General features: G+C 64.3%; 14 protein-coding genes. 1 reads left to right on the top strand and 13 read right to left on the bottom strand.

The window, feature by feature from the left end; genetic code table 11:
- Positions 1-78 precede the first annotated feature (78 nt).
- Positions 79-336: a hypothetical protein gene (locus tag JHL16_RS09855; protein WP_200184658.1), complete on the top strand. Its 258-nt coding sequence runs from the start codon at positions 79-81 to the stop codon at positions 334-336.
- Between the two features lie 78 nt (positions 337-414).
- Here JHL16_RS09855 and JHL16_RS09850 read toward each other — a convergent pair whose 3' ends face one another.
- The 13 genes from JHL16_RS09850 to JHL16_RS09790 form a co-directional block, all read right to left on the bottom strand.
- A complete protein-coding gene (locus JHL16_RS09850) occupies positions 415-894 on the bottom strand; it encodes a DUF1203 domain-containing protein (protein WP_200184657.1) in 480 nt (159 codons plus the stop codon).
- 45 nt (positions 895-939) lie between these two features.
- Entirely contained in the window at positions 940-1,494 is a 555-nt protein-coding gene (locus tag JHL16_RS09845) for a methylated-DNA--[protein]-cysteine S-methyltransferase (protein WP_200184656.1), read from the bottom strand.
- Positions 1,495-1,540: 46 nt separating this feature from the next.
- The gene (locus JHL16_RS09840) at positions 1,541-2,551 is read right to left on the bottom strand and encodes an alpha/beta hydrolase (RefSeq protein WP_200184655.1); all 1,011 of its coding nucleotides are present in this window, start codon (positions 2,549-2,551) and stop codon (positions 1,541-1,543) included.
- A gap of 61 nt (positions 2,552-2,612) precedes the next feature.
- Positions 2,613-3,254, bottom strand: coding sequence for a protein-L-isoaspartate(D-aspartate) O-methyltransferase (locus tag JHL16_RS09835; RefSeq protein WP_200184654.1), 642 nt, complete (start codon positions 3,252-3,254; stop codon positions 2,613-2,615).
- Positions 3,251-4,015 (bottom strand): 5'/3'-nucleotidase SurE, encoded by a 765-nt coding sequence (surE, locus tag JHL16_RS09830; RefSeq protein WP_200184653.1) that lies wholly within the window; start codon positions 4,013-4,015, stop codon positions 3,251-3,253. The genes JHL16_RS09835 and surE overlap by 4 nt, the downstream gene beginning before the upstream one ends.
- Entirely contained in the window at positions 4,015-5,292 is a 1,278-nt protein-coding gene (serS, locus tag JHL16_RS09825) for a serine--tRNA ligase (RefSeq protein WP_200184652.1), read from the bottom strand. Before serS ends, surE begins: the two co-directional genes overlap by 1 nt.
- Before the next feature lie 84 nt (positions 5,293-5,376).
- Entirely contained in the window at positions 5,377-6,177 is an 801-nt protein-coding gene (tatC, locus tag JHL16_RS09820; RefSeq protein ID WP_200184651.1) for a twin-arginine translocase subunit TatC, read from the bottom strand.
- Between the two features lie 148 nt (positions 6,178-6,325).
- Positions 6,326-6,784, bottom strand: coding sequence for a Sec-independent protein translocase protein TatB (gene tatB, locus JHL16_RS09815; RefSeq protein ID WP_200184650.1), 459 nt, complete (start codon positions 6,782-6,784; stop codon positions 6,326-6,328).
- A gap of 42 nt (positions 6,785-6,826) precedes the next feature.
- Entirely contained in the window at positions 6,827-7,051 is a 225-nt protein-coding gene (locus JHL16_RS09810) for a twin-arginine translocase TatA/TatE family subunit (RefSeq protein ID WP_137854901.1), read from the bottom strand.
- A 119-nt stretch (positions 7,052-7,170) separates the two neighbouring features.
- Positions 7,171-8,298, bottom strand: a complete 1,128-nt coding sequence (locus tag JHL16_RS09805) for an ABC transporter ATP-binding protein (RefSeq protein ID WP_200184649.1) — start codon at positions 8,296-8,298, stop codon at positions 7,171-7,173.
- A 54-nt stretch (positions 8,299-8,352) separates the two neighbouring features.
- On the bottom strand, positions 8,353-9,228 hold the full coding sequence (gene scpB / locus JHL16_RS09800; protein WP_200184648.1) for an SMC-Scp complex subunit ScpB: 876 nt from the start codon (positions 9,226-9,228) through the stop codon (positions 8,353-8,355).
- 16 nt (positions 9,229-9,244) lie between these two features.
- The gene (locus tag JHL16_RS09795) at positions 9,245-10,072 is read right to left on the bottom strand and encodes a segregation and condensation protein A (protein WP_137854904.1); all 828 of its coding nucleotides are present in this window, start codon (positions 10,070-10,072) and stop codon (positions 9,245-9,247) included.
- A gap of 160 nt (positions 10,073-10,232) precedes the next feature.
- Positions 10,233-12,788, bottom strand: coding sequence for an SPOR domain-containing protein (locus tag JHL16_RS09790; RefSeq protein WP_200184647.1), 2,556 nt, complete (start codon positions 12,786-12,788; stop codon positions 10,233-10,235).
- Positions 12,789-12,790: the final 2 nt, after the last annotated feature.

Below are 12,790 nucleotides of genomic sequence, written 5' to 3'. Positions count from 1 at the left end.
GTCCCTGCGCATTAGCGTCTCTCCATCAAATTCGCACCGGCCAAACAAGAGTCGGGATTCAGCACGAGGAGAGCCGCCATGACACCGCCGATCGAGTCGCCTTTTTCCGACCTGTCGCCCTTCAGCAAACTCACCCGCTGGATGAATGTCAGACGCGAGGCCCGGCGCGCCCGCCAGGACGAGGAGAAAGCCGTCGACCTGCTGCGGACGATGGGGCCCAAGCTCGCCAGGGATATCGGCGTCGACATCAACAAGCTCGGAACGTCCGAGCCGCCCGAACGCAAGATGCAGGAGATCGTCACGCCGTTACGCACCCGGCATCACGATCCGCTTTGACTTCAGTCTCCGTGACCTCCAGCTTCGGCTGGAGGCGCCTGGCCCCATTCCGGTCCGACGCCCGGAATGGGGCTTTTTTTATCCCGCCCGTTCGATGCGCAGCTGATAGCAGTTGTTGAGCGCGGAGCGGACATGGACATAGGCGATGTCCGATCGCTCCAGGATCCTTGCCGCGGCCTTCTCCATGTCCTCAGGGGCCACGATCGTGCCGGTGCCGTAAGCGATCCGGTCATTGGCGTAATAACCCTTGATCAGATAACGCCGGCCGTTCTTGAAGAACATGTCCGGCGTCTCGCTCGTCGCCGCATAGCGCTCGCAAGGTTCGGCGTGAATGAAGATCGGGCCTGACTCGGCATAGGGCTGCAAGGCCGGGAACGGCCGGTAATTCAGAATGAGATAGGCCTCGCCCTTGCCGACATCGCGCTGGCAATGGCGGCAGGGCACGCCATCGCCGTCGGATATATGGCGCTCCGGCGTCTGGCCATTGGCGTCAGGGGCACCGTTCTGAAGGGCGCGGACCTCTTCGGTGTCGAGGGCAATGAAGGCGATGGCGGACATTCGGGATCTCCTTGATCGATGCTCCGATACTGATCCCGCGACGTATCAGAAACCACCCGAAAACAGATCAGCCTGCCGGTTCGTTCGTTCCTTTGCGGGTACGACACCTTCATGGGCGAGCAGCCATTTCTTGCGCGGCACACCACCGCCATAACCGGTGAGCGAGCCGTCGGCGCCGATCACGCGATGGCACGGCACGACGACAGAAATGGGATTGCGGCCATTGGCGAGGCCAACAGCGCGCGTCGCCTTCTTGTCGCCGAGACGAACGGCGAGCTCGCCATAGGAAATGGTCGTGCCGGCAGGAATGCGCCGCAGCTCTGTCCAGACACGCTCCTGAAACGGCGTGCCACCGCCTATGGTCGGCAGAGCGTCGATAGCTCGGATGTCGCCCGCATAATAAGCCCGCAACTGGTCCGAGAAGCCGCACGGATTGGACGTCTCCGCGAAGGTGAACTCGCCGAAGCGATGACGCAGATCCTTCAGATAACGCTCGGGCTGGTCGTCGAATTCGAGCCCGATGATGCGGTCGTCCCGCACCATCAGCAGCATGGGGCCGATGGGAGTCTCGATATGATCGGTGAGGATGATCGTGCTCATGACCAAACCTAGTCCCTCTCCGCTGCTGAGCCACCCGAAAATCGATCTAGCTTGAAAGCGCCTTGGCCAGGATCGGCAGGCTCACATCCATCCGATAGTCGACGGCGGAGTGGTCGTCGGCGAATTCCTCATAAACATGCGGCACACCCAGCTCGGTCAGACGCTTATGCATGCGCCGCGATCCGTAGACGAGATTGTACTGATCGATGTCGCCGCAGTCGATATAGAGGGCTTTCAGTTTCTTCAGCCCTTTCCCGTGCTTCTCGACCAGCGTCAAGGGATCCCATTTGACGTAGTTCGCCCAGCGCTCCGGAATGAGCTCGCAGGTGTCGATCGTTACCGGGAGCCGCACCCCCATATAGGCGCCAGGATCGGGATCATAGGTCGCCGCCATGGCGAGATCCATCAGGATATGCACATCGGCGTCCTTGACCTTGGGCGCTGCGAAGAATTTCTCCAGCCATTTCTGGATGGAATTGTCCGTCGTCGCCAGCGCCCGCAGGACTTTGGGGTAATCCGGGAAGAACAGCAGCTCGAAGCCGACATCACCCGAATGCGAGGCGCCGGCGCTCCAGAAATCAGGATGGAGCATCACTTGCGCCATGGTGCCGTAGCCGCCCGAGCTCTTGCCGAAGCAGCCACGCCGGCCGGTGCCGCCGCAGCCGAATTTCCTCTCGATGAAGGGTACAGCCTCCTCCAGGAGAAAATCGTCCCAGCGCCCCATCACCACCGAGTTGATATATTGATTACCACCAAGCTTGGTAAAGCAGTCGGGGAAGGCCACGACACAAGGCGGCATCGCGCCCGAGCCGATCAAGCGATCAAGCCGTTCGGGGACATTCTCGCCGAAATTCTTCCAGTTGCTGTGCGCCGGACCGCCGGCGGTGAAGCCGACGAGATCGACGAGGAGCGGCAGGCCCTCGCCCGTTTTTCCGGCCGGCACATAGACATCGATGATCCGCTCGGTCGGATCGCCCAGGAGATTGCTCTTCAGCACCTCGCTGTCGACCGTCAGTCGATGAACAGTGCCGCGCGGCAAGGCGAAATCTTTACGCATCGAAGCCCCTCTCAAAAACTCCCGTCGGCCTCAGTCTATGCGAAATTGCAACGTCTCGCCACTAGCTCTCCCGCGCAATGCCTTCGACCAGCGGCACGAAGCGCACCGGCAGCAGATCCTCCTGCGCGTAGCCCTGTTCGTTGCGGGTAATGCGCACGAGGTCCTGGTTCATCGGTGTATCTTCCAGCGGAATGATCATGATGCCGCCAATGGCGAGTTGCTCGGTCAACGCAGGCGGCACTTCCTTCGCTGCCGCGGTGACGATGATGCGATCGAAAGGCGCCTGGTTCGGCCAGCCCTTGGTCCCGTCGCCCACCATCTGTGTGACATTGTGCAGGCCGAGCGCCTTGAAGCGTTCCCCCGCCTCGAGCGCCAATGTGCGATAGCGCTCGATCGTATAGACCCTGCGGCAGAGCGGCGACAGGATCGCCGCCTGGTAGCCCGAGCCGGTGCCGACTTCCAGCACCTTGCAGCGGTCGTGCAGCTTCAGCCGGTCGGTCATGAAAGCGACGACGAAGGGCTGGCTGATGGTCTGGCCACAGGCGATGGGCAATGCCTGGTCGGCATAGGCCATCGGCTGAAACGGTTGTCCGAGGAACATCTCGCGCGGTGTGCGCTCTATCGTTTCCAAAATCTTCCGATCACGGATGCCCTGGTTGCGCAGGGCCATGATCAGCTCGATCTTGCGATAGTCCTCGTTCACATCGTCTCCAGCGCCTTTCGTACCGGCTCGAAGGCGTCAAGCTGCGTCAGATTCATATGGAGCGGCGTCACCGAGATGCGCTTCTCGAAAACGGCACGCAGGTCCGTTCCGGCCGGTGGATTGCCGCGCTCGCGCTGGAAGCCCAGCCAGTAATAAGGCTTGCCGCGCGTGTCGCGGCGCTCATCGATATGGAGCAGATTCTGGTCGCGCTTGCCCTGGCGCGTCACCTCGACGCCCGCCACCTCGTCGGGCCGGCAGTCGGGGAAATTGATATTGAGCAGCACGCCCGGCCCCAAAGGCAGCTCGACCAGCTTCTTCAGCACCGCCGCGCCGTGGCGCTCCGCCACTTCGTAGGTCAGGGCATCGCGATTATGGATGCCGATCACCTGCGACAGCGCGATCGACCTGATGCCCAGCGTCGTGCCTTCCATCGCAGCGGCGATGGTGCCCGAATAGGTCACGTCGTCGGCGATGTTCTGGCCGCGATTGACGCCCGACAGCACGAGGTCCGGCACTTCCGGCATGACCTTGCGCGCCGCCATGAGCACGCAGTCGGTCGGGGTGCCGAGCACGGCGAAGCGCCGCTCGCCGATCTTGCGCAGGCGTAAGGGGTCGGACAGCGACAAAGAGTGCGACGCCCCCGACTGCTCGGATTCGGGCGCCACGATCCAGATGTCGTCGGAGATCGCGCGGGCGATCTTTTCGAGCGACTCGAGGCCTTCGGCATGGATGCCGTCGTCATTGGTCAGAAGAATGCGCATTATTTGGCCTTGATCGTCGTGTCGTTGTTCATATAGGGGCGCAGCACATCGGGGATCGTCACGCTGCCGTCCGGGTTCTGATAGTTTTCGAGCACCGCGATGAGGGCACGCCCGACCGCAACGCCCGAGCCATTGAGCGTGTGGACGAAGCGGGCACCTTTGCCTTCCTTTGGCTTGAAGCGGGCATCCATGCGGCGCGCCTGGAATTCTCCGCATACGGAGCAGGACGAGATCTCGCGATAAGTGTTCTGGCCGGGCAGCCATACTTCGAGGTCATAGGTCTTGCGCGCCGAGAAACCCATGTCACCGGTCGACAGTGCCATGACGCGGTACGGCAGATCGAGCCGCTTCAACACTTCCTCGGCACAGCGCGTCATGCGCTCATGCTCGTCACCCGACTGCTCAGGGCTCGTGATCGAGACGAGCTCGACCTTGGCGAATTGATGCTGGCGGATCATGCCGCGGGTGTCGCGGCCCGCGGCGCCCGCCTCGGCGCGGAAGCACGGCGTCCAGGCGGTCACGCGCAGAGGCAATACGTCCTCCTCCAGCAGCGACTCGCGCACCAGATTGGTGAGCGACACTTCGGCCGTCGGGATGAGCCAGCGCCCATCGGTGGTGTGGAACTGGTCCTCGGCGAATTTCGGCAATTGCGCGGTGCCGAACATGGTCTCGTCGCGCACGATCAACGGCGGCGCCACCTCAGTATAGCCATGCTCGCGCGTATGGAGATCGACCATGAAGCTGCCGAGGGCGCGCTCGAGCTGGGCAAGCTGGCCTTTGAGCACCACGAAGCGGGCGCCGGAAATCTTGGCGGCCGTCTCGAAATCCATGAGGCCCAAGGCCTCGCCGATCTCGAAATGCTGCTTGGCGCTGTTGAGGCGCCTGGGCTCGCCGACGCGCCGGACCTCCACATTGGCGGTCTCGTCGGGGCCGAGCGGCACGTCATCACCCGGAATATTGGGAATGGCGGCCAGCGTCTCGTGGAGCTTCGCCTCGGCGGCCTTGAGAGCGTCCTCCTCCGCCGGCATGCCTTCCTTGATGCGGGCGACCTCGGCCTTGATCTCCTCGGCCTTGGCCTTGTCGCCCTTACCCATCGCCTGGCCGATCTCCTTGGAAGCGGCATTGCGGCGTTCCTGGAGGGCCTGGAGCCTGGCAATCAGGCCACGGCGGGTGTCGTCGAGGGCGATCAGACCCGAAGCCTGGGCGGGCAGCCCGCGCTTGGCGAGCCCCTGATCGAAGGCTTCGGGGTTGTCGCGGATGAATTTGATGTCGTGCATGGCGATTCCTATGGTCGCCGGATGCTATAAAGCGCCCGGCGCCTCAGGCAAAGCCTGAACCACTTTTAGGAATTTAAGGACTAATCAGCCCGATTTGGCCTCTTCGGCCTCTGCCTTGGCAGCCGCCGCGGCGCGGCGCTTTTCGAGGAAACGCACCGCTTGGACCGAAACCTCGTAAAGCGCCATCAGCGGGACGGCCATGGCGATCTGCGAGATGGGGTCCGGCGGGGTCAGCACAGCGGCCACGACGAAGACACCGACGATGGCGAATTTCCGGCCGCTTCTCAGCTGGTCATAAGAGAGCACGCCGATCTGGCCCAGAAGTGTCAGGATGACCGGCAGCTGGAAGCACAGGCCGAAGGCCAGGATCAGCATCATCACGAAATCGAGATAGGACCTGACATCCGGCATCAGCTCGACCGGCAACTGCCCGTCTCCGCCCGTGCCTTCGATCAGGCTGTAGAAGAATTTGATCGCCACCGGCAGGAGGAAGAAGAAGACGAGGCAGGCGCCGAGCAGGAAGAAGATCGGCGTCGCGACGAGATAAGGCCGGAAGGCATTGCGCTCATTGTTGTAGAGGCCTGGCGCCACGAAACGATAGATCTGGATCGCGATCAGCGGAAAGGTGATGAACAGCGCGCCGAAGAAACCGATCTTCAGCTTCACCATGAAGAAGCCGAGCAACTCGGTCTGGATAAGTCTGGCCGAGGCGCCGGTGCCCCATTCGAACGGCTTGACGAGAATGTTGAAGATCTGGGTCGAGAAGGCGAAGCTCAACACGAAGGCCAGGAAGAAGCCGATCACGCAATAGATCAGCCGCCGGCGCAACTCGATCAGATGATCCATCAGCGGGGCTTCGGAGGCGTCGATATCAGCCTGGCTCACGATTGGGCTCCAATCACACAGCCCTCACCCTGAGGTGCCCGGCGTAGCCGGGCCTCGAAGGGTGGCAAACGGCAAGACCTTTGTACCTTGTTCATGCTTCGAGGCTCGCTTCGCTCGCACCTCAGCATGAGGGTTAAGTTAATGCTCATCAGTGCACCACCGGCGGCGTTTCGGACTTGGCCGGCGTCACCTGAGGCTCGACCTGGGGCGGCTCGGCAGCGGCAGCCGCCGGAGCCTCGGCGGGCTTGGCGCCGTTATCGCCGAAATATTTCTTGAAGTCGTCATCCTGCTTCTTGAGATCGGCGGAGAGCTCTTTCGCCACTTGCGGGATCGGGTTGGTGGCGGAGATCGAATTGATCTCCTTCTTGATGTCCTCGACCGGATTCATGGTCTTGAGATTGTTGAGCTCTTTCTTGATGTCGTCGACACCCGCCTCGCGCATCGCCTCATCGAGATGGCCCTGGAACTCACGCGCCATGCCACGCACCTTCTGCATGGTGCGGCCGAAAGCACGCAACACCTTGGGGAGGTCCTTGGGCCCGATGACGATGATCGCCACCAGGACGATCACCATCAGTTCGGTATAGCCGATGCCGAAATCGAACATTGTGGCTCTGCGGCCCTTTTAATGAAAAAGCCGCGCCTCAGCTCAGCTCTGAACCTTGTCGCCGACCTTGGTCTCGGCCGACTGCTCGAGCGTCTTGGTCTTGTCGCCATCCGCATTGGCTTCGGTCGTATCGTCGGCCATACCCTTCTTGAAGCTCTTGATGCCCTTGGCGACGTCACCCATCAGATCGGAGATCTTGCCGCGGCCGAACAGAAGCACGACAACCAGGATCACCAGAAGCCAGTGCCAAATCGAAAGCGAACCCATTTACTGCTACTCCCTTGAACTTATTCAGGGCTTTCCAGCCCGCGTCGCGCGCACTATTGCAGAAAGGGTTAAGCGCCGCAACAAAACTGCCCATCTGTGAGATGGGGATGAACTCATTGTTAGATGGGGTTGGAACCATCGGCCGTAAAGACCAAAGCCTGGGCGGGATCGACGGTGAAGGCCGTGCTGACGCCTTGCTGCGGCGCCAAGGCGGCCGGCATGCGGACCGCGAGCGGCGCTTCCACCCCCTTGAAAACGACCGTGAGCGCGCTGGCATCGCCGATGAAGCGGGAACTCAGAACGAATCCTTCCGGCCCGAGGCCTGACGGCCCCAGCGCGAAAGCTTGCGGGCGCAGCATGACCAGCACCGCTTCGCCATCGGCGCATCCCGGCGCGGGGAAAGTTCCCACCGGTGTTTCGGCAAGACCGCCGCGCACCCGGCCGGTCAGCTCGTTCATGTCGCAGAAGAAGCGTGCTGCCTCGGCATCGGCGGGCCGGCCATAGATCTCGGCCGGCGTGCCGGCCTGGATGAGGCGCCCCCGCCGCATCAGGAGAATGCGGTCGGCAAGCCCAAGCGCCTCGATCGGATCATGGGTCACCAGCATCGCGGTGGCGCGGGTTTCCTTGAGCAAGGCCAGGGTCTCGGCCCTGACGCTGTCGCGCAGACGCTGATCGAGGCCGGAGAATGGCTCATCCATCAACATGACCTGCGGGCGCGGCACGATGGCCCGCGCCAACGCCACACGCTGCTGCTCGCCGCCCGACAGCCGGTGCGGATATTCGTGCTCATAGTCGGCGAGCCCTACCCGTTTCAGCGCCAGGCGCGCTTCCTTCACGGCATCGGCACGCTTCAAGCCGCGCAGGCCGAAGGCGACATTGTCGATGATGGAGAGATGCGGGAACAGCGCGAAATCCTGGAACATCAGGCCGATATTGCGCTTCTCCGGCGGAACGAAACGGCCATTGCCGGCCATCTCCTGATCGTCGATGAGCACGCGGCCGCTCTCGGGGCGCTCGATGCCCGCCGCAATGCGCAGGAGCGTCGTCTTGCCGCAACCCGAAGGGCCCAGCAGACAGACGATTTCACCCGGCTTCAGATCAAAACTGACGTTGCGGACAGCCGGAATCGGGCCGAAGCTCAGGCTCACATTGTCGAAGGTCAGCCGCCCGGCGAACGTCGCCGCCGCCGTGCCGCGCGGGCCCCAATGATGCGGCCGCGCCGTTTCGGTGGATTCTGCCGTATTCATACGGGCGGTGTACACTATCCGCCGGGCATCGGCCAAGAAGGCCGACTATCCCGGTCAGGAATTGGGTTCTTCCGGCTTGGGCTCATCGTCCCCTGCCTCGTCGCCCTGCTCGCTTTCCTCAAGCTCGGCCTCGAGCGGCTCGGGCAAGGACGGCTCGCCCTCCTCCGCCAGGACCTCGTCCTCTTCCGGCAGATGCATTTCGAGCGGCGACTCCTCGGTGCCGTCGAGCGGATCCTCATCCGGGGCCAGTTCGTCCGACATCTTGGGCACCGGCATATCGAAGCCCGGCGGCATGGTGGTGTCGAGGAGGCCCGCACCGCGCAGTTCCTGCAGGCCCGGCAGATCGGCAATTTCGTTCAGGCCGAAATGGCCCAGGAATGCCGCGGTGGTGCCGTAGGTGACCGGCCGGCCGGGCGTGCGGCGGCGGCCACGCATACGCGTCCAGCCGATCTCGAGCAGCGTGTCGAGCGTACCCTTGGAAATGGCGACGCCACGGATTTCTTCGATCTCGGCGCGCGTCACCGGCTGGTGATAGGCGATGATCGCCAGCGTTTCGAGCGCCGCCTTGGAAAGACGCTTCTGCTCGACCGCCTCGCGGCGCAAGAGGAAGCTCAGATCGCTCGCGGTGCGCAATGCCCAGCGCCCGGCGACGTGGACCAGATTGACGCCGCGATTGGCATAGTTGGCCTGCAGGTCCTCGAGCAGCGCGGGAAGATCGGCGCCTTCCGGCAAAGCGGCGGTCAATTGCTCCGTGGACAGAGGTTCGGACGCGGCGAACAGCAGCGCCTCGACGATCCGCAGGTGATGGCTGCGGTCGGCGCGCGGATGCATCGTCACGACATCATTCGTCTCCGGCATGGTCTCTTCCGCCACCTCCACTACCGGTTCCTCGGTCTCGACATCATTCACAATTGGCTGTGGCCTTGTCATGACTTCTACTTCCTTCTTACGCGGCGCTGGCGCGCCGGCGCATGTAAATAGGCTCGAAGGCCCGGTCCTGCCTGATCTCAATCACCCCTTCGCGGGCAAGCTCGAGGCTCGCGGTGAAGCTCGAGGCGATCACCGTGGTGCGACCTTCCGGCGTCGCGAAATAATCGGCGAGCCAAGTATCGAGGCTGCCCCAATTGTCCATGCGGCCGACCAGGCGTTCGAGAATCTGGCGCGCATCCTTGATCGACCACGCTTTGACGCGCTTGATCGTATAGGTGGTGTGGCGGGCCAGCTTCTGGCGCCGGTTGGTATAGGCCTTGAGCAGGTCGATGAGATTGTCGGTATATTCGACGCGGGTATCGAAGACGAGCTTCTCCGGCTCGCCGCGCTCGAACACGTCGCGTCCCAACCGGTCGCGGGCCATGAGCTTGGCGGCCGCATCGCGCATGGCCTGCAGCTTCTGCAGGCGGAACGACAGTTGCGCAGCCAGATCCTCGGCCGGCATTTCCTCGTCGCCGGGCGCGCGCGGCAGGAGTAGCCGCGACTTCAGATAAGCGAGCCATGCCGCCATGACCAGATAGTCGGCGGCGATCTCGAGACGGCGTTGACGCGCCTGCTCGATGAAGGCGAGATACTGCTCGACCAGCGCCAGCATCGAAATCTGCGACAGGTCGATCTTGTGCTGGCGTGCGAGGTCCAAGAGCAGGTCCATGGGACCTTCGAAGCCCAGGATGTCGACGATGAAGGTCTCTTCATCGGCGGCCGGCTCAGGCGCAGCCTCCTGGCGGACCGGGCCTTCGCCGTCCGGCCATTTGGTTTCGGGTGTGTTCTCTTCGCTCGTCATCTTCGTGCAATCGCTTTCGTCCGCTTGTCGCAAAAGCGGAGGTGATTCGCCTGCCCCAGTACAGATTATCCCCAGATTCCAAGCTTTTCGAGTAATCGCTGGATTTCAGCTCAGGCCGGCCCGCACGCGGCCTGGCGATGACACTTTCTTGACGGCAGGCTCAGTTGCCACGCACCAGGCAGTCGCGCTCGCCGCCGGCGATGAGCGAATCACATACTTTGGAGGCCTGGGCCCTGGAGGCCATCGGGCCGACGCTGAGCCGATACCGGGAGCTGCCGGCAACCGTCGCCTTGACGATACGCGGATTGAAGCCGCTCAGCACGCCGCCATGCTTGGCGCGCAGCCGGTCGAATTCGGCCTGGGCTTCCGCCTCGGAGCGGAAGGAGGCGAGTTGGGCCGTGAAGCCGCCACCTGACGGCTTGGCCTTCTGCACCGGCTGCTCGGGTTCCGGCGCCGGGATCGGCTGCGGCGCGGGCGTGATCGCGGCGATCTGCTGCGGTTCGCTGCCGGACGAGTCGGCCTGAACGGCGTTCGGGTCCGGCGCATTCGCCCAGTTGCCGGAGGCGCCGCCACGCACGGCATTTTCGGCGGCCTTGCCGGTCAGCTTGCGCTTGCCGGTCGGGCCGCTGCCGAGGCTATTGAAAAACGATTTGGATTTCTGCTCGCTCGCCGCGCTCTCGGTCGCTTGCGGGGCCGGCTCGGGTTGAGCGATCGGCGCCTCTTGGGTCGCGACGGGCTGCTGGGCGGGAGGGACAAGAACGAGGGGCTCAACGGCGCCATCGGAGCCCGTATCCACGGCATCCTCGACGGCGGCGGTCTTCTTCACCGGCTTCTTTTCAGCCTTGAGCTTAGGCTTGGCCGGTTGCGCTGGGGGCGGAAGCTCTTCGGGGTCACTCACCACCTGCTCCGCCGCCGGCGGTGGTGCCGATGCAATCTGTTCCGTGGCCTTTGCGAGTTGGCCAGGGACCGGCGCCCCGCCATCGGCCGCGGTGGTCGAGGCGGGCTCCGGGGCCGGAGCCGTGTTTTGATCCACGGCTCCCATGGCAGCAGTCTGCTGGTTCGAATTGTTCTGCAACGAGCCCTGCTGGTCGGTCGCCCCTGGCGGGGGCAGCGGCAGAGGCAGCGGCTCGCTCGAATTGTCCTGCGTACCGCTCGACGGCGTGGGGAGAGGCGCGGCGCCCTGTCCCTCATTGCTGCCCGTCGGCTCGACCGCCTGGGGCTGCTCCTGTGTCGGCACCACCTGGTTCTGGTTGCCGTTCACTTCGTCGTCGCCGAGGATCCGGTCATAGATCTGCTTGCGCTGGGCGTCGGTCGTCGGGTTTGTGCCCGGCGCGCTGCCCAGTGATCCGCCGGTGTTCTCAGGCGCCGTCTTCGACGATGAGTCCGGCGCCTCGATGACCGGCACGTTGCCGTTATTCGCCTGGCCCGGATTCTTCATGTAGGTCAGGTAATAGTAGATGATGCCGCCGGTCAGGACGATGCCGCCGATCAGGATCGCCAGAAGCCACGGCCAAGGGCCGCGACGGCGGCGTGGTTCGGCCTCGTAGCCACCTTCCTCATAGTCCCGATAGGCGCGGTTGTAATCCTGCGCCGAGGCGCGCCGGCGCTGCGGGCGCGGCGGTTCCTCATCCTCGAATACCTCGTTGACATCCTCGTCATAGGCCGGCGCCGGAGCCGGCTGCTGACGGCCGCGCGCCGGGACTGGGGGCCGGCGGCGATAGTCCGGCAGCGACGGCCCGTCGAGCTCGTCGCCATAGGCCTGCTGCGATACCGGCGGAAGCGCCGGCGGGCGGCGATAGGAGTCATATTCGCGATTGACCGGCGGCTGGGGCCGCGGTGGCGGTGGCGCGTCACGACGGGCCAGCGGGTCCTCGCGGAAGGCCGCGGTATCGGCATAGGGCCGGGATTTCGGCGTGAAGCCGCCACCTGCCGGCGGGTCGAGCGAGCGATAGTTCGGAACCGGCGGCTGCGGCGGCGTGCCGTAGCGAGGTTGAAAAGCCGGGCCGGCGGCCGGCGGCGGGCTCGCCTGCGGCTTTGCCGGTTGCGGGCGCTGCGGCTGGGCCGCGGCGTTGCCGCCCAATGCCGGACGCGGCGGGGTCAAAGGCGGCGGTGCCACACCTCCCCCCGTCTTGCCGGAGAAGGTCGGATATTCGCGCTCGGGCGGCGGCGGAGCTGCCGGCACGGTCTCACGCTTGTCCTTGGCCAGTTCCTCGGCCGAGAAGCTGAATTTGGGCCGTTCGGGCTGGGCCGGCCGCTGGCTCTGCGGTGGCGGCGCTGCCGGCGGCGCGGCTTGCACCGGCGGCGGCGTCATCGGCCGGTTGCCCCCACGCGCTTGCGCAACACGCTGTTCGGCCAGCCGCTCGGCGGCCTGGCGCTCGGCACGCAGGCGGTCGCCCAGTCCGGCGGCTCCCTGCGGCAAAGGCGCTACCGGGCGCGGCTGCGGCTTGGGCTGCGTCAGGGGCGCCTGGGCCTGTGGCGCCTGCCTCGGCGGGACACGGGGGGCCATCGGCGCCGGGGTGCGCGGCGCCATCGGCGCCGGCCGGGTCACGGGCTGTTGGGCCTGTGCCGGCTGCGGCGCGCGCGGGGCCGGTTTCACCGGTGCGGCTGACGGTTTAAATTCATCGGAAATTTTCGGCATGTCCTTGCCAGAGCTTCCCATGCCCAATCTTTCACGCCAGCGGGCCTTGCCGGGACTGTTCGAAGTATCTTGATCCATCC

This window comes from Taklimakanibacter albus, assembly GCF_016595235.1.
Lineage (GTDB): Bacteria > Pseudomonadota > Alphaproteobacteria > Rhizobiales > Aestuariivirgaceae > Taklimakanibacter > Taklimakanibacter albus.
Note: the sequence above shows the minus strand (reverse complement) of the source record. Positions and strands in the feature narration are given on the sequence as shown.